This window comes from Aeromonas sp. 2MA4, from assembly GCF_029237305.1.
GTDB classification, from domain to species: Bacteria; Pseudomonadota; Gammaproteobacteria; order Enterobacterales; family Aeromonadaceae; genus Aeromonas; species Aeromonas salmonicida.
The window spans coordinates 261,653-279,146 of record NZ_JAACFY010000004.1 but is presented as its reverse complement, the minus strand read 5'-3'; the positions used below and the strand labels follow the sequence as shown (position 1 = coordinate 279,146).

Genomic DNA, 17,494 nt, shown 5'->3' with positions numbered 1-17,494 from the left:
CAATGCCGTCGATGAGGGAGTCGCAAGATGCTGTATCACAAGACGTTCGAGCTTGGCCCCGACAGGGATTGGGTGGTATTCGTGCACGGCGCCGGTGGCAGCTCCTCCATCTGGTTCAAGCAGCTGCGCGCCTATCGCGAGCACTTCAACGTACTGCTGCTGGACCTGCGTGGCCACGGTCAGTCCCATCAGTTGCAGCAGGTGGTCAAGGGTCACTACAGCTTCCGGGCCGTGACCGAAGACATAGTGCGCCTGCTCGATCATCTCAATATCCGTTGCGCCCACTTTGTCGGCATCTCCCTTGGCACCATCCTCATTCGCCATCTGGCGGAGCTTTGCCCGGAGCGGGTCAAGAGCATGGTATTGGGTGGTGCCATACTGCGGCTGGATATTCGCTCCCGGGTATTGGTACAGCTGGGGCGACTCGGCCAGCACATCCTGCCCTATATGTGGCTCTACCGCCTGTTCGCCTTCATCATAATGCCGCGTCAGCACCATCAGGAGTCGCGCAACCTGTTCGTGCGCGAGGCGCGCAAGCTGTGCCAGAAGGAGTTCAAACGCTGGTTCCGCCTCGCCACCGAGGTCAACCCCCTGATGCGCTACTTCAAGGAGCGCGCCCTGCCGATCCCGACCCTCTACGTAATGGGGGAGGAGGATCATATGTTCCTGGCACCGGTGCGCGAGCAGGTGGCCCGCGATGCTAGCTCCTCGCTGGCGGTGATCGAACAGTGTGGTCATGTCTGCAATGTGGAGCAGCCTGAGCAGTTCAACCGCCGCACCCTGGCGTTTATTCAATCGCTGGGGCGCGGGAGGAAATAATGTCCCAGCAGAAAAGTTTCTGCTGGGACACATACAACAACGAGTTATTATTTTTTGTCAGCAAAACCTATAATATGAAAGTCTGCACCTGATGAACGGATTGCATTCTCTGCACTAACTAAAAGAACATCTAGTTGAGTTTTTATCTTGCTGCCTATATTTCCTTCATAAACACTCTGCTGTGTATGAGGTTGAATTACTACAACACGAGTCTTCACATGTTTATTGTCTTTCATCGCTAATAATACATTAAAGAAATCCTCTGGTTTAGCTGCTTTACCATCATACCAACAACCTTTATGTGAAGCATTATCATACCTAGCTTTTAGATCCTCGACTAGAACTTTTCTGACTGTATAGCGAAGATTTTTTACTGCTTGATTTAAAACTACATCATGTGCGCCTACAGATATCTTCCTAGCGAAAGTGTTAGATTTAGAAGCCTTCACATGTATGAGGGAAATTAAATGCAGTGTTCCATGCTTTACATAGTGGATAAAGTCTGCTTTTTCGCCAGCACCATCATCACAATATAGCCAACCTTTAGGGTTTTCAGTTGTATTGAATTCAGCTGCTGTTAGCCAATTACCATTCCAACATTTCTGCACCCAGCAAAATAAGGACTTTTCCTTCCCGATACTTTTAAGGTCTGGTTTTTGTGCATCAACTCCAGGCTTTTCCTTGGTTATGTCATATTGTTCAAAGTCAGCCCACAGAAATTTATTGTACTCAACATCCTGATATCCAGTTCTAAAAACCATACCATTAACAACAGCATGCCCTGATTCGAACCAACACTTTACTAACTCGGGATAATTAAAAATTCGCTTGTATTGGTCAAAATGCACTTTAAAAATAGGACTTTCACTTTTTATTTTAAAATTAACCTTGTAATCATCTACTTCCACTTCGATACAAATATGTCCAACTTTTTTATTTCCATGGAAAATATTTAAAGAAATGTCACTTTCAATAAAGCTTGAAACTAATTCGACACGGTAGCCATATTGTAACTTCTTTAATAACTCTTTACGGTGTTGTCCATCTTCTTCAGAAAGAAAATCATAATCAACAAGCGAAAAATCATAAGGGTTTTTTAAATCATCTGGCTTGGATATCGGGTAGGAAAGTATTCCTATGGGGCTATCTGATTCAATGTTATTAACAGACAATCTATCTAATATCTCTAAAACTCTATTCTCAAATGTCGACCAGTCCTTGCAAGGTCCTCGCCATATTGATGATTTAAAAGGATTGATGCCCACAGAGCTTTTTGAGTTCGTTCCCCATACTTCGGTGCGTACAGCTGACATCATATATGATTGATCTATTAGTGGGTCGAGAGTATCTGCTACACTTTTTCCTCCCAATACTTTTGAGTCAGCTTTAAAGTTATCCCTGCCATGTATTCCTGATAACCAGAGCATTTTAATTTCATCTTCATTGATGAAATTTCCATTTAGCTGGCTAATAGGAATTGGGAATAGGTTGGATAGCCTCTTTTTCCCAAAATGTTCCCTGATAGCATCTTTTCTTCCTTTCTCAGAGAAGTAGAACGCTAGGTGATTTCTAACATTAAAACTTACAAAAACATGATGCTCTATATCTTTTAGGATAATATCCTTGGCCCAACTAGGTGACTTCTCAATTTTATATGAAGTGATCTTCACTATACCTAATTCACCCACGTCATCAACTATTGTTGAACCAATAGTTATATCGTCAGAAGATTCCTCAATTAACAGCTTTATGATAACTTCATGTATTGTGCAAGATTCTTCCTTTGTGGATTTTATACCTAATAAGACAGATAGATATGGAGCTATGTTGTGTTTTTCTATTTCAATAGTATTGTTATCCACTGCTCACCCCAGAAATATAAGATTTTTTATCAGGAAGTTTTCACATGGAAAGTGCTCCCGTTTTGTATATGTCTAATAAAGCTTTGAATCATTGAAATATTATTTTTCGTGTAATGCCCTAAGTTAACGCCTTGGTTAGTTCTGTGGGGGGATGAAATCTAGCCCCGTTCTTCAGAACATTACTCACGGCTGCATATTCCTGATATCGCTGCGTAGCAAAAAACATTGCTACCGCACGGGGTTTCAGCTCCCTGAGTGCTGCTGTTAAACGGATTAGAAGAAATGTAAACAATCGCCACTCCTTGGCTGCCTTTGGGACTGTGAGGTCCGGATGAGTAGCCTATCAAACGCTGACAGCTCCTGTTGAGTAAAAACACAGCCAATCCGTGGGTTTTGAATGAAATCTTGATGGCGGTCAGATTTTGACGCTTGAGTCTCGAGACAAGTGGGGGGGAGGGTAGTTGGGTATGCCTTCCTCTCGAGCTGCTTGGGCGACAAGTCCTGGTTTTGTTCCTTGCCCATCAATGCCTTGTAACAGCTGGTTACAGATCTTGAGTCGACTGGCGAACCCTCCCTCCAGTAAATTCAGCGGCGATTGAATGCACCTCACATAACAAAGCAATTGCAAGGAACAAGCGTCAATGAGAATGCACCACAAAGCCATGCTGGCCATCGCCTGCACCGCCGCCCTGTCCGCCTGCGACAGCGAGAAAGCCGCCAACAGTATTGCCAAGCGCGCGCCGTTGCCACTGCCTGATGCGGGTCTTTACGAAGCCAGCCTGTTGAGCCGCGATAATGACAAGGCGTCGTTCAAGATGATCAAGGGGCTGGAAGGGATGGCACTCATCTATCCCAAGGCGGATCGCGAGCAGCGTTGGGGTGTCTGGGTCGACAAGGATGCGGGCAAGGTGGCGACCAACAGCCAGTGGAGCGGCAAGGCGGCTCAGAAAGAGAACAAAGATGGGATATACCCCGTCTTGCTGGAGCGTACCTCAGAGCGTGGCAACAAGGTCGATAGCCAGAGCAATGACCACAACCTCATCACCTTCCGTGATCAGTCGGTGATTGACGTGAATGGCAAAGAGGACAAGCGCTGGACCTTTGACTTTACCCGTACCGGTACCCAGTTCCGCGAGCCGGATCAGAGCACGACTCTCTACCCATCCTGGAGCGGCCACGTCGCCGTCAGCAAGCTGGCCACCCGGGCGATCAGCAGCGACAGCTGGTCAGTTGCAGACGATGAGGGCTTCGCCGACGCCATGGTGGGCCAGATCAAGAGCACCAACAACAGCGGCTCCCTGACGGTGGAGATGGAATTCCCCAGCGCCGGTTGCACCCTGACCGGCAAGGGCAAGGCCGATCAGCACAATGGCCTGAGCAAGCTGACCGTGAGCGGCTTTGGCAAGTGCCGCTTCAAGGCCTCAAGCGATTTCACGCCGATTGAGAACAAGTGGGTGTTGAGCCTGGCCAACGCCAGGGACGGGGCTCTGGCCTATGCCGCCGCGTTCACCATCCCCAATACCAAGCAGACTGCGCTGGTGGTTGGTTTCCCCGAGCAAAACGGTCTGGTGCTGATGGCGGACAAACAGCCCTGAGTCACTGTTGAAGCCGTCTTGGCTGACGCATAGTGCAGCCGAGGTGTAGACCAAAGTGTTTTATGTTCCACCCCGTGTTTACCCCGGCCATGCCGGGGTCTTTTTGCTGGAATGAAAGCTTGTGTCGGTGAGAACAGGACGTTGTTAATGCGCAACCGTATGGGGGGGCTGTGAGCATTCGCAGCCATTGCGCTCAATACCCCGTCATCTCCAGATACCCCAGCCCCTTGGCATCCCCTGATACCGTCACTGCCCCCTCCCAGTAATCGAAGCGCCCCGTCATGGCCTGATTGGGCTGGCGTGCCTGGATGCTGAGGTTGAGATCCCCAGCGCTTAGTTGCCACTCGACGGGGTAGGGCTGACCCTTGGGGCCGTGCCAGGTTTTGCCTGGAGTCAGTGTGATGGCGTCAGGGGAGAGCACCCGGCTGCTGCCGTCCTGTTCAATCAGGATGCCGTAGCGGTTCTCCGGTTCGGGACGACCTTCCTTGGTGCGCAGGCGAAACAGCATCAGCTCGCGGCCATCGGCGAGCTGGAGCGAAAACCAGTCCCAACCTGACTGCCAGTCGGCCAATACCGAGCTGCTCCACTCGTGATCAAACCAGCCTTGGCCGCTTACCTTGCGGGCCTCCCCGTCGATGTTTAGGGTGCCTTCGAGGGTGAGGCGTGGGTAGGAGTAGTAAAACGAGGCGTTGCCCGGGCTCTTCTCGCTGTAACCCTGCTTGCCCTGCAAGACCACAGGCTTGGCTGCATCGACCTTGAGGTTCAGCTCGCCAATCTTGCTCTGCACCTTGAGGGTGGCGGGAAAGAGAGCCTTCCCCTGTGAGGCAAGCCCCCATTCCCTGAGCCAGTACTCGCCGCCGCTGGCACCTGCGAGCCCGGGACCCTGGCGGCTGGTGCGCTCATCCTGTTGGTGGCTGCCTTTATCGAGGTCAGTGATGGCGAACTGGGCCAGCCAGAGCTGGGGAGTGAGCCAGGGGTTGTCCGTTTTGATCTGCTGTTCAATACCCTGGCGAAACAGGGTCCACTGCAGGCCATATTCGCGCCCCTGCTCATCCTTGAGGTTGCCGGTGAGATACCACCACTCGGAGCGGTAGTCGGGGTGGGCCGCGTGATCGGCGGGCAGTTTGATGGGCTGGCCCGGCAGGGCCTTTTTGAACTGATCGCTGCGGCCACCGAGGATGGTGCCCAGATCGTTGGCCCAGGCCGCCCCGCCATACAGGGTGCAGGTGAGCAGCAGCCAGACATTGCGTTTTTTCATACCAGTTTCCTTGCGGCAAACCAGGATGCGAGCGCCGCGCACACAGGGGCCAGCAACAGGGCCGTGACGGCATGCAAGGGGGCAGCCTCGAAGGCGAGACGCCAGCCAAAGGCGCGGGGGTTGACTACCTCGATCAGCACCCAGGCCAGCCCATAGCCTACCGGCAGCGCCAGCAGCGCCGTGAGCAGCCCCAGGCCCGCACCTTGCCACACCAGCAGGCGGCGACAGTGACGCGGGCTCAATCCCAGACTCTGCAAGGTCTGCAACTCGCTGCGCCTTGCCAGCCCCAGCACCATGAAGGCTGAGCCTATGCCGACAAAGGCGATGCCCAGGATCAGCAGTTTAAGCAACTCGGTCACCACAAAGGTCTGGTCGAACACCTTGAGGGCGGCGGCGTGAATGGCAGGGGCCGCCAGCAGGTTGACCCTCTCGCCAAAACGGGTGCGCAGGCTGTCGGCCAGTTGCTCCGGCGTTTTGCTAAAGAGGGCGAGGGATTGCACTGGGCCATCTTCGAAGGCGTGCAGAACTTGCCCCTTGTCGCTGCCGTAATCCTGATAGACGCCGGTAACGGTGAGCTCCCTTGGGCCCTGTTCGCTGGTGATGCTGAGCGTCTGGCCCACTCTGACCCCGAGTCGCACCGTCAGGGGTTCGCTGGCCAGCACCTCGTCTGGGGTAGCGGGCCAGCGACCGGCCAGCAGGGGATAGGCCGCCTTGAGGGGCGGGATAAAGTCCATTTGTGCCCACTCGATGGGTTGTCCCTGCCAGCGGGCGGGCTGCACAGAACGCCGCGAGGCTTGCTCCACGGCTGGGTTGGCGAGAATGGCATCCAGGGTGGCCTGGTTCAGTATGCCCCTGCTGCCCGCCGCGCCCTTGGGGGCGGTGACATAGAGATCAGCGGCCAGACGCTGGTCCAGCCAGATCTCCACGCTCGAGCGAAAGCTCGACACCATGACGCCTATGCCGATGGCGGCAGCGATGGCCAGTTGCAGTGCCATGACGGCGATGGCGGTGCGATCCAGATGATATTGGGTCTCGGCTACCGCCAGTTGGGCGGTCAGGTTGCTGCGCCCGTGCTGGCGACCCATGCGCTGGCGCAACTGACCCAGCACCCAGCGCAGGGCATCCGGCAGCCAGAGCGCCATGGCCAGCAGCCAGCCGCCGGCGATAAACAGGGCACCCGGCAACCCTGTCCGGGGCAGGGCGAGGCAGAGGGCGCACAGCAGCAGGATGGCGATGGCGAGCAGGCGCCGACGCCACGGATGGGTGGCGGGGCGGCTACTGCCCTCACGAAGCGCAAGGGGGGACTGGCGCAGCAGTTGCCACCAGCCGGGCAGGTTGGCGGCAAGCGTTCCGCCAAGGCCAATCAGCAGCGCCTTGAGCAGGCTCAGAGGGGAGAGGCGCAGCAGATCGATGGGACTGGGGCCATAAAGGTCGGCCAGCGCCTGGGTCAGTTGTCCCATGAGGGTGAGGGCCAGGAGGCTGCCAAGCACCAACCCGAGCAGGGTGCCCAGAGTGGCGAGAAGGAGCAGCTCCAGCACCAGCCAGTGCAGTACCCGGCGAGGCGGCAGCCCCAGAATGATCAGCTGGGCCAGCTGGGGGCGACGCACGCTCTGCACAAAGCGCTGGGCATTGAACACCAGAAACAGTCCCACCGCCATGGCAAGCAGGGAGAGGGCGGTGAGGTTGAGCGCCAGCGCATCGCCGAGCTGGCTGGCATCGAGCGCCGGGCTGATGGGCTCGAGCCAGAGCGGCTGATGGGGGCGATAGGCTTGCAGGGTCGCTTGCAGTGTGCGGGCCTCGGCGTCACTTAGCTTGAAGACGATGCGATCCAGCCTTCCCGCCTTGCCCAGCATGTGTTGGGCCAGACCTATGTCGGTCACCAGCAGCCGCTCCATGGGCACGGCGCCGGGCTCGAAGGTGCCGGCGAGCGTCAGGATCAGCGGGCGATCACCCTCGCCACCGCCGCTCAGCACAAAGGTGCGGGACTGGCCCTGCAGCCAGCCTAGCCGTTTGGCCTCCTGCGTCGCCAGCCAGACGCTGTCTGCCTGATTCAGGGAAAAAGAGGGGGCTTCTTCTTTACTCACGCTGGTAAACAGCTGGCTCAGGGGGCCGGGGTTGAAGAGATCCATCCCCAGCAACTGGACGCTGCGACCCTGCTCATCTTTGAGCCAGGCGTGCAGCTGCGGCATGGCATTGAGGCTTGGTTGGCTGCGCACCAGTTTGACGTAAAGCTGCTCATCCAGGCCGCCGCTCGGGGCCAGTCGATAGTTGGCATCTCCTGCCAGCTGGGTGCGGGCGGCGACGAAGTTGGTGCTGGCGCTGTGGTTGAGCAGATCAATGGCCACCACCAGCGAGACCCCCAGCATGAGCCCGGTCAGACTCATCAGCAGCAGCCAGGGATGCCAGCGATAGAGGCGCAGCAGCGCCTTCAGCGGCAGCATAAGGCGGCCTCGCGATCACGGCTGGCCTCACTCATGGTGCGCCCCCTTGAGCTCAATCAGCTGGCCCCCTTCGAGGCGCAACACTCTGTCAGCCAGGGCACCATAGGCCGGATTGTGGCTCACCAGCAAGAGACCCGCGCCGGTTTCACGCACCGCTTCCATCATCAGTGCCATCACCTGCTCGGCGTTGTGCTCATCAAGGCTCCCCGTGGGTTCGTCGGCCAAGAGCCAGCGGGGCTTGTGAATGAGGGCGCGGGCCAGGGCCACCCGCTGGCGCTGGCCGCCGGAAAGTTGCTCCGGCCAGGCGTGGCACTTGTGGACGAGATCGAGCCTTTTCAGCAAATCGTCAATCTCTGTCTCATGGCGTGGCAGGCCGTTGATCGACAGGGGCAGGCAGAGGTTCTCCTCCACTGTCAGGGTCGGCAGCAAGTTGAAATCCTGATAGACGATGCCAAAATGCCGGCCGCGCAGGCGGGCCCGTTCATCCGGGGATTGGGTGTCGAGCCGGGTTTCCCCCAGCCAGATCTCCCCCTCATCCGGGGGGAGCAGGCCTGCTATCAGGTTGAGCAGGGTCGACTTGCCACAGCCGCTCTGCCCTAGCAGCAAGCTTGTCTCGCCAGCGGTCAGAGTGAGGTCCAGACTGTGGAACAGCGGCAGGCGTTCGCTGCCGTTATCAAAGCTCTTGCAGAGGTTGCGCAGGGTCAGCATGGGATAACCGCTTGATGGTCAATGGCTTTCATCATGTCATCTACGCTACCACGGCCGGGAATGATCAACACGCCTTGCAACTGATCAAGAGCGCCAGTTAGTGATCACCCCAGCAAAAGAGGTGAGGATCCTCGCTGGATCCCGCTTGGCAGAGGTGGTTAGAATAGGAGCTTCCATGGGTCACAGGATGAGCAAGGATGTTACACAAGCAAGTCAGTTTTATCATCGATAGCAAGGGCAACAAGCAGGCTGCCGTCGTCCCCATCGAGATTTATAACGAGCTGATGACCCTTCAAAAGGCGCTCTCCGACAACAAGCCCGGGGAGCGCGAGCTCTACCACTTCAACGGCAAGGGTGCCGAAGCTCACGGTTATCCGGTGGGCAAGCGGCAAAATCCCGGTTTCATGGTGCTGGCGGGATCCACCGCCAATGGCGAGGATGCGGCCTCCCTGCGTGAAGCCGTGATCGAACTGCGCCAGGAGCTGCTGGGCAAGGGGATCCTCACCCCTCGCAGTGAAGGGGGGTTTGTGTTCACCGCCGATCAGCTGTTCAACAGCCCGAGCCTGGCCGCCAGTCTGGTGGCTGGCAACAACCGCAGTGGCCTGGATGCCTGGCAAAACAGCGCTGGCTACACCCTCAAGCTGTCGGGCTTTGGCAAGAAATAACCCTTTTGCCTCGACCATGCATTAATTGATAATTCATTGACCTGGATGAACTTTTGTTTTCATCCAGGTGCTAGCATCCCAGCCAGATGGTTCTATAAGGAAGAGGCCCATGTCTGTGCTAACCCGCTTTGCCGTATTGTTGTCCCTGTTCATCTCTCCTGCCCAGGCCAGTAGCGGCCCGATCCCGTTAACCCTTTCCACTATCGGCCTGTTTTGCGTGGGCCTGTTCGTATTGGCCTATGCGCTGGTGATGGCCGAAGAGTATCTGCAACTGCGCAAGTCAAAACCCGTGCTGGTGGCTGCCGGCGTGATCTGGATCCTGATCGGCATTGCCTATGCGCAAAATGGCATGAGCCCGGCCGCAGAGCAGGCATTTCGCCATACCTTGCTCGAATATGCCGAGCTGATGCTGTTTCTGCTGGTGGCGATGACCTACATCAACGCCATGGAAGACAGAAATCTGTTCGATGCGCTCAGGGCCTGGCTGATCCGGTCCGGTTTTCAGTTGCGAACCCTGTTCTGGTTGACGGGGGGGCTGGCATTTTGCATCTCGCCGGTGGCCGACAACCTTACCACAGCGCTTCTGATGTGCGCCGTTGTGCTGAAAGTCGCCAACGGGGATCGACGCTTCATCAATCTTGCCTGCATCAACATCGTGATTGCGGCCAATGCCGGCGGCGCCTTCAGCCCCTTTGGCGACATCACCACCCTGATGGTGTGGCAGGCTGGCAAGGTGCAATTTAGCCAGTTCTTCGCCCTGTTCATCCCGTCCTTGCTCAATTTTCTGGTGCCCGCCCTGCTGATGAGTCTGATGGTGCCTCGCCATGTGCCTGAGGCGGCCAGTGAAGCTGTGGAGCTGAAACGGGGAGCCCGCCGCATAGTGCTGCTGTTCCTGCTGACCATCACCACAGCTGTGCTCTGCCACAGTTTCCTCCATTTGCCCCCTGTCCTCGGCATGATGCTGGGTCTGGGATACCTGCAATTTTTCGGCTTCTATCTGCGCAAGTCACTGCCGCTCTCCCTGGCGCGCAAGCGGGCACTCTATGAGCGCACCGGGGATCATGAACGGCTGCGCAGCCTTGGCTCCATAGTGCCATTCGATGTCTTCAACAAGGTGGCCAAGGCGGAGTGGGACACACTGCTGTTCTTCTATGGCGTCGTCATGTGCGTGGGGGGGCTGGGGTTCATGGGCTATCTGGAGCTGGTGTCACACTTGCTGTATGACGGTGGCAACCCGACGATGGCGAACATCTGTATCGGTATCCTGTCAGCCATTGTCGACAACATTCCTGTGATGTTTGCCGTGCTGTCGATGGACCCTGACATGGTGCAGGGGCAGTGGCTGCTGGTGACCCTGACCGCCGGTGTGGGGGGCAGCTTGCTGTCCATTGGCTCTGCGGCCGGGGTCGCCCTGATGGGGCAGGCCCACGGCATGTATACCTTCTTTAGCCATCTCAAGTGGTTACCGGCCATCCTGCTCGGCTATCTGGTGAGCATAGGTGCACATCTCTGGCTCAATAGTGCCATGTTCTGATATACGCAGGGCGCCTGGCCTGACCGAGGCAAGAGTCGGTTGTCCCAAGCCGACTCTTGATACAAAAAAGCCCTGTCATGCAGACAGGGCTTTTTCAGGATCAGAGTGAGGTGTAGATAATCAGGCCACAGCAGATCGCTTGCCGGTCAGCAGCCAGTAACTGATGGCCGAACCAAAGCCGCAGCCGGCGATGGCGATGGCCATGGGCAGCGGGGATTGCGGTGGGTCTAGGTTGACCAGGATGCCGACCACGGCGCCTATGCCAAAACGCAGGGTGCCGGCCAGCGCGGAGGCCGTGCCCGCCGATTGGGGAAAGTGCCCCATCAGGCCCGTCATGGCGTTGGCCCCCACCAGACTGATGTGACCGACGAACAGCACCACAGGGATGACGATGCCCCACAGGCCGCCGGTCTGGCTCCAGGCGTTGTAGATGAGCAGGGCGCCGGCACAAGGCAGCATCAGCAGCCCGTATTGCAGCATGCGCTCGGCGCCCACCCCTTTCACCAACCGGCTGTTGACGAAGGTGACCAGCATCATCAGCAGGATATTGAGGCCGAACAACCAGCCGTAGTGCTCGGTCGGCACCTTGAAATATTCGATGTAGACGTAAGGGGATGCGCTGATAAAGGCAAACATACCGGAGCTCGACAGGGATCCGCACAGCACATAACCCATGGCCCCGCGATGGGAGAGCACACTCCAGTAGTTCTTCAGGATCTGTCCCAGCTTGAGCGGTTGTCTGTGCTCAGGCTTCAGGGTCTCCTGAATTTTCCACTGCATCACCACGCAGACCAGCAGGCTGATCCCCACCAGCAGCCAGAAGATGACCCGCCAGTCGCTGTGGGCGCTAATGTAGCCGCCGATCACGGGGGCGACCAGCGGTGCCAATGTCATCACCAGGATGACGAACGACATGGCGCGGGAAAATGCATCCTTTTCAAACAGATCACGCAGCAGTGCATTGACCACCACCGAGCCCGCCGCCCCGCCTGCCGCTTGCAGCATCCGATAAGCCAGCAGTTCGGGCAGGGAGTCTGCCATGGCGCAGCCCACAGAGGCGATGGCAAACATGGTGAGCCCCGCCAGGATGACCGGCTTGCGGCCATAGCTGTCTGCCAGCGGGCCGTAAAACAGCTGGCCGATGGCAAAGCCACCGAGGAAGGCACTGATGGTGAGCTGGGCCCCGTCTATGCTGGTGGCCAGATCCCGGGCAATGGCCGGAATGGCGGGCAGGTACATGTCGACCGCCAGCGGGGTCAGGCCCGCCAGGGCGCCAAGCAGGATAAACAGAAAGCGGGGAGAGAGGGGTAAGGGTTGGGGCATAGGATGTCCGATCGTGAGCAAGTTCGCGTGAAATAAGGTAACAGGGGTGAGTCTATCAGTTTTGGCGGACTTGGGCAGGACTATGCCCAAGCCCGCCCCCCGTCACGCTATCACCCGTGTCCGGGTCACACGCTTTTTGGGTTTTTTGGCCCCCAGGCAGGCGAGCACCAGCCAGCAGAGCCAGCCCAACAGGGAGAGCCCAATACCCCACCGCTCTGGCCAGCGTGCCGCCAGCTTGAGAGTGAGGGTGTGCTGACCCGCCGGTATCCAGACCTGCAGCAGTCCTTGCCGGTTTGCACTGACAGCGAGTGTCAGCGAATCATCCAGTCTGGCCTGCCAGCCGGGGTAATCATATTGGTGCAGTATGAGCTTGGTGGGCTGCTGCGCTTTCACGTCCAGCTCCAGCCATCTGGGTTGCCAGCGAATGATCTTCCACGCAGCCCCCGGCTGCTCTGTGGTGACGGGGGGTTGAAATTCCCCTTTCCAGGCGAGCAAGGTCGGAGTGAACTGCCCTCTGGGCACCTGATTGGGGCGATATTCCTGGGCACTGCGCTTGCTGTCGAATTCGCTCTCAATCATGTCCTTGCGCGGTGCCTGGGTGAGAGGGGAGTAAGCCACATAGGCAAGGCTGGAGACGAGCGTGACCAGCAGCAGGCCCCACCAGACCCATTGCCAGGACCGCTCGACAGGGGTGCCCAGCGCCACTACGGCCACAGTGGCCAGGGCCAGGATCAGGTTGCACCGCCAGGGAAATTGCACCCGTTGCAACGGTGGCAGCAGATGCCAGATGGGCTCGCTCAGGGGCAGCATCATGAGAAAGGAGACTGTCCCTATGATCCCCCACATCAATAATTCGGGATGACGTGGCTCCCGGGTCGCCGCCCAGGCGACCAGCAGCAGCCCCATGGTCAGCATGCTTTGCCAGGCCAGATGGCCGCGAAAGCGCCAGTCACCCCAGCCAGAGGGTAAACGATCGAGAAAGTTGCGTCTGAAGTCGAACATGCCGCCCCGCATCAACTCCATGGAGATGGCGCCTTGATCCAGCAGGGCAGGCAGCAGCAGGGTCGCAGCCATGACCAGCCCCAGCACTTGGGCCGTTGCCACTAGCTGGATCGGAAACAGGATGCGGGATCGCCAGGCTTGCAGCAGGGCGCGCAGTGTGATCAGCCCCATCATCAGCAGCAGGCTGGGAAGATGAGAAAACGCCAGCAATGCCAGCGCCAGAGTCAGCAAGGGGAGTCCCTTGCGACTGCGCTGGTTGGCGAGATCTTGTCCCAGCAAGATCAGGGGGGCCCAGACGAAAGCCCAGAATTCGGCCAGGGCAAAGCGGGCATAGAGATCCATGCCCAGATGATAAGGCAAGGCGAGATAAAGCAGGGTGGCGGCCAGGGCCCGCAAGGGGGAGGCAAAACTGCGCAGCCAGAGATAGGCAAAGAGGCCGGACAGCAGCAAGGCTAGACTGGCGCTCCAGAGCAGGGGCGTGATGGCGTCATGCAGGAGGGCCTGGGGGCCGGCAAACAGGGCGCTGACATAGTAGGGCAAGGGGGGATAAAAGAAGAAGGTGGGGCTGCCAAAGCCGCCATTCATGGCCATCAACCAGCGTGGGTAGATCTCCCCCTGCCACAGTTGCTGTGCAAAATAGTGGCCGGAAAGCAGATGATGAAACAGGTCATGCCCCTGGCTTCCCCCCTGTAACCAGAGTGGCAATAGCAAGGCTGCGCTGGCCAGTATCAGTGCCAGGGGGATGAGAAACCACTCGCTTGATCTCTTCATGGATAGACTCACTTGTCACGGATGCGCAGTGAGTGTAGCCGACCGGGGCGCCAGAGCCGCTAGTCAAATGGTCGCCAAAGTGCGTTGCACTGCCAACTAAGGGTAAAAGTAGGCGGGTATCCCGAGCCAGATACCTGGCTCAGCATGAAAGCGAGGTGAAAACCACTGCTGCTGGTTTGGTACCGGCATGTCACCGGTGGCGATGGGTCGTCGGCTGAGACGGCAGGCTCCCTGTGCCAGTGCGAGTCGTGCATCCCCCCGATACCAGCCATCGGTGACGGCCAGGGGAGTGGTTTCTCGCAGCAGTCGTACCCCCCACTGAGTCACCAGCGCAGGACACGCTTTCTCTGCCACCCTGGCCGCTTGCACCATGGCGGGCGGACGGGGCAGGGTGAAGGTCGTGCCGAGCAGCAGCAATCCGGCCACCGCGACCAGCCCCTCGCCACGGCGCGGCAGCCAGCCTGCCAGCAGAACTATGCCGAGCAGGGTGATGGGCGCCAGATGGCGGGGATTGTCGGGATTCTGGCCAAACAGGGTCCAGAGCAGCAGGACGAGCCAGTAGAGCATCCAAAGCGGGAAGAGTGCGGTGGCTTGGTCTTTTGCTCTTTGCCAAAGCGGCAGCACCAGCAAGGCTCCGACAGCCAAGGGCCAGAGCGAGGTCAGCTGATCGTTGAAGGTGCGCGCCCAGCTCAGCAGCCGATCGCCATGGGCCGCCGCCGTGTTGCCCCAGAGGGTAAAGTGGCCGTCGGTAAAGCGCCGCCCCTCGCTGAAATAGGCCCAGCCATCGGCCTGCCAGACAAAGAGCAGGCTGGTGAGCCCCACCAGCGCGATGGGGAGCACAAACCTGACGCGCGTTCCCTTCTGTGCCATCCCGAGCCAAAGGGGCAGCAGGGCCAGCACAAAATAGGAGGGGCGCAGGGCCAGCAGCAGCCCGACCAGCAGGCCCGCCAGCGCCATCCTGCGCTGCTGCAAGGCCAAGAGAGCCCCGAGCCATGCGGCGAGCGCCGGCCCATCCGAGAGGCCGGAGAGGGCCAGCGTCGGGGTGAGCGGCAGGGCCAGCACCAGCAGCCAGACGGGGGCGAGCAGACTTGACCGTTGCCATAACTTCACCGCCAGCAAGGCGGCGAGCGGTGCTATCAGCGCAGTGCCGAAGAGGCTGGCCCATTGCACCGCGCGGGCCGGATCGTCCACCACCAGATTGATCAGCCGCGCCAGCCAGATAAAGGCGGGATATCCCGGAAAGTGGGGGGAGAACTCCAGCACGCTAAAGCGCGTTACCCCGTGGGCGAAATTGAGGGCATCGTCGGAATCGAGGGCCACCGGGAAGGCCAGCAGCCAGCCAAGCCAGGCCAGTTGCAGCAGGATCAGCAAGTAGGGTCGATTAGCGAAGCGTAATCGGCCGTGGTGACGCCCCCCTTCTCCCCTTGCGGGAGAAGGGCCGGGGATGAGGGGGGCCGTCGTCATCAATGAGAGGTCATCAAAGCGGCGCCAGCACAGCCATCAGCGCTTTTTCTGCATCGCTAAAGGCGGCGGCATCGGCGGGCTTGGCGCCTACTCCGAACACCCCAGGGTTGCCGATGGCATCGAGCACCTTGGCCAGCGCCTGTTCGGCCGCCTTGCGATCCCCTTCACTGAGGGAGGGGAGGATCAGGTCTAGAAAGCGCTTGCTCTTGACCACCAGCACCTTGGCGGTCTGGTAATCGCCAAGATTCTGGCTGGCCCCTTCGAGGCGGCGCTCGATCTCCGCCTTGTAGGCGCGATTGAGCATGGCTGCGGTGGCGGCGGCATCTTTCCCCTTGATGGCGGCGGCCAGCGGCGCTTGCAGTTCGACCTTGTGGTGCTGTTCCAGATAGGTCAGCTCGTCGGCAATCTCGCTCAAGGTGGCGCTGGCATCCTTGCCGTCAGTGGCGGCGCCAAGCAGCGCTTCGCGGGCGTCGATCAGTGGCTCCTTGCCGGCGGCGGCGTAGGAGTAAGCCTGCGCCTGCCCGCTCAGGGTCAGCAGCAGGGTGAGGGCAAGCAAACCCGGGCGTATGGTCATCCTGTTCTCCTTACTTATGCCAAGAGGTTATGCCAATGGCGCGGCACTCAGGCCACGCTCTGGGTTTCGATCACGGTATTTTCGTTGCGATGATTGAAGATGGCATGGCGTCTGTCCACTCCGTCGATCACCATGTCGGCGGCCATCATCCCCATCTCCATGGCGGTGTCGGTGAAGATGTAGCGGAATGTCCCCTGACGGCCGGTCATGATGAGGTTGCCAATCGGCATCAGTGCCTGAATGGCGGCGTCGCGGCGTGCCTGATAGCCGAGATCCATCAGCGGATAGGCGTACTCGCTGCGGGCTTCGAAGGTCTCATCGCCAAGCTTGGTGGTGTCCACGCCAAGGCTTGCCAGATCGGCCGTGACCCGGCCGCGCAGATCGGCGAGCGGGGCCTGCCAGGTGGCATCTCCCGGATTGCAGGGGATCTCCAGCATCACCGAGGTCTGGCCTTCTGGCGCCATAAAGGGGCTGCGGCGGCGCGGCTCCTGCAAGCGGGTGGCCAGAATATGGGGGTCTGAGAGGTACTGCCAGGTGTTGTCCGACAGGTTCTCCTGTTTGAGCGGCATATTGACGAAGCGAAGCGACCGGTAGTGCAGATCGCACGGCAAACCCAGATGCTGACAGGTGAGCGGCAGCGGCAGGGTGGAGATCACCTGATCAAAACCTTCGCTCTGCTCAACGCCATCTTGTTGCCAATAAACTCGTTCGATCCGGCCATCGACTTGCTCAAGGTGGGTGATGGTGGCGCCGGTTTTCAGCAGGGTCCCCTCTGCCACCAGCCGCTCCCCCAGGGTCGCGAAGATCTGGCCGAAGCCATATTTGGGGTAGCGGTATTTGCGGGCATAGGTGCGCACCGAGAGGTTGCCGTTGCGTCTTGGCAGCAGGCGGCGCGCCACATCTTTGAGATCGATGAGGCTGATGCGCTGACCGGCCCAGTCTGCGGAAAGTTTGTCCGGGTTGATGCCCCAGAGCTTGCCGGTGTAGCCCTCGAAGAACTGGCGGTAGAGGGTGCGGCCAAAGTGGCTCTGGATCCACTCGGCAAAGCTCGCCTTGGCGAAATCGTCCGGCTTCTTGCTAAAGGGCAACAGCAGCAAGTCTTTCACCGCACCGGCCATCAGCGGCAGCGGGGCTGTCTTGATCAGGTTGGTCAGATTGAGGGGGTAGTCATAGGTGCGCCCGCCAAAGCGGATCACGCTCTTGCGTTCGGCGTGGAGCAGATCGTCACCCATCAGCTCGTCGATAAAGGCGAGCAGCTCGGGGTTCTTGGTGATAAAGCGGTGACCGCCGTAGTCGAAGCGATACTCGCCGTCGCGCCCCTTGAAGGTCTGGGTGGCGCACATGCCGCCGACGACCGGCTCCTGCTCGAACAGGGTGACTGCATAACCGGCGCGGCGCAGGCGCCAGGCGGCCATCAAACCGGCGGGGCCGGCGCCCAGCACCGCAATTTTCCTCTTGTTGTTATCGCTCATGAGTGT

The 17,494-nt window shown here is 58.7% G+C and carries 13 protein-coding genes; 4 read left to right on the top strand and 9 right to left on the bottom strand.

The genetic code is table 11. The annotated features are described in order from the left end of the window. Positions 1-27 precede the first annotated feature (27 nt). Entirely contained in the window at positions 28-819 is a 792-nt protein-coding gene (locus GWQ31_RS06710) for an alpha/beta hydrolase (RefSeq protein WP_275908950.1), read from the top strand. 47 nt (positions 820-866) lie between these two features. On the opposite strand, the gene GWQ31_RS06705 is transcribed toward GWQ31_RS06710, so the two are convergent. Then, positions 867-2,681 carry a hypothetical protein gene (locus GWQ31_RS06705; protein ID WP_275908949.1) on the bottom strand — a complete coding sequence of 605 codons (1,815 nt, stop codon included), beginning with the start codon at positions 2,679-2,681 and terminating at the stop codon, positions 867-869. Between the two features lie 647 nt (positions 2,682-3,328). On the opposite strand from GWQ31_RS06705, the gene GWQ31_RS06700 reads away from it, so the two are divergent. After that, entirely contained in the window at positions 3,329-4,276 is a 948-nt protein-coding gene (locus GWQ31_RS06700; RefSeq protein WP_211183126.1) for a hypothetical protein, read from the top strand. A gap of 193 nt (positions 4,277-4,469) precedes the next feature. On the opposite strand, the gene GWQ31_RS06695 is transcribed toward GWQ31_RS06700, so the two are convergent. Genes GWQ31_RS06695 through GWQ31_RS06685 form a run of 3 tightly spaced genes read right to left on the bottom strand, consistent with a single transcriptional unit; the run spans position 4,470 to position 8,683 of the window. Then, entirely contained in the window at positions 4,470-5,534 is a 1,065-nt protein-coding gene (locus GWQ31_RS06695; protein WP_275908948.1) for a lipocalin-like domain-containing protein, read from the bottom strand. Further along, positions 5,531-7,975: an FtsX-like permease family protein gene (locus tag GWQ31_RS06690; protein ID WP_275908947.1), complete on the bottom strand. Its 2,445-nt coding sequence runs from the start codon at positions 7,973-7,975 to the stop codon at positions 5,531-5,533. Before GWQ31_RS06690 ends, GWQ31_RS06695 begins: the two co-directional genes overlap by 4 nt. A gap of 27 nt (positions 7,976-8,002) precedes the next feature. Then, positions 8,003-8,683: an ABC transporter ATP-binding protein gene (locus GWQ31_RS06685; protein ID WP_275908946.1), complete on the bottom strand. Its 681-nt coding sequence runs from the start codon at positions 8,681-8,683 to the stop codon at positions 8,003-8,005. 197 nt (positions 8,684-8,880) lie between these two features. On the opposite strand from GWQ31_RS06685, the gene GWQ31_RS06680 reads away from it, so the two are divergent. Then, entirely contained in the window at positions 8,881-9,348 is a 468-nt protein-coding gene (locus GWQ31_RS06680) for a DUF4357 domain-containing protein (RefSeq protein WP_005310491.1), read from the top strand. Between the two features lie 109 nt (positions 9,349-9,457). After that, positions 9,458-10,882, top strand: a complete 1,425-nt coding sequence (nhaD, locus tag GWQ31_RS06675) for a sodium:proton antiporter NhaD (RefSeq protein ID WP_169046302.1) — start codon at positions 9,458-9,460, stop codon at positions 10,880-10,882. Between the two features lie 120 nt (positions 10,883-11,002). On the opposite strand, the gene GWQ31_RS06670 is transcribed toward nhaD, so the two are convergent. From GWQ31_RS06670 to GWQ31_RS06650, 5 genes are all read right to left on the bottom strand, one after another. Next, on the bottom strand, positions 11,003-12,205 hold the full coding sequence (locus tag GWQ31_RS06670) for a Bcr/CflA family multidrug efflux MFS transporter (RefSeq protein ID WP_017412350.1): 1,203 nt from the start codon (positions 12,203-12,205) through the stop codon (positions 11,003-11,005). A 102-nt stretch (positions 12,206-12,307) separates the two neighbouring features. Continuing rightward, positions 12,308-13,978 (bottom strand): 6-pyruvoyl-tetrahydropterin synthase-related protein, encoded by a 1,671-nt coding sequence (locus GWQ31_RS06665; protein ID WP_275908945.1) that lies wholly within the window; start codon positions 13,976-13,978, stop codon positions 12,308-12,310. Between the two features lie 96 nt (positions 13,979-14,074). Further along, positions 14,075-15,349, bottom strand: a complete 1,275-nt coding sequence (locus GWQ31_RS06660; protein ID WP_275908965.1) for a hypothetical protein — start codon at positions 15,347-15,349, stop codon at positions 14,075-14,077. Between the two features lie 106 nt (positions 15,350-15,455). Beyond that, positions 15,456-16,016 carry a hypothetical protein gene (locus GWQ31_RS06655; RefSeq protein ID WP_275906785.1) on the bottom strand — a complete coding sequence of 187 codons (561 nt, stop codon included), beginning with the start codon at positions 16,014-16,016 and terminating at the stop codon, positions 15,456-15,458. Positions 16,017-16,063: 47 nt separating this feature from the next. Further along, positions 16,064-17,488 carry an NAD(P)/FAD-dependent oxidoreductase gene (locus tag GWQ31_RS06650; protein ID WP_275908944.1) on the bottom strand — a complete coding sequence of 475 codons (1,425 nt, stop codon included), beginning with the start codon at positions 17,486-17,488 and terminating at the stop codon, positions 16,064-16,066. Positions 17,489-17,494 lie beyond the last annotated feature (6 nt).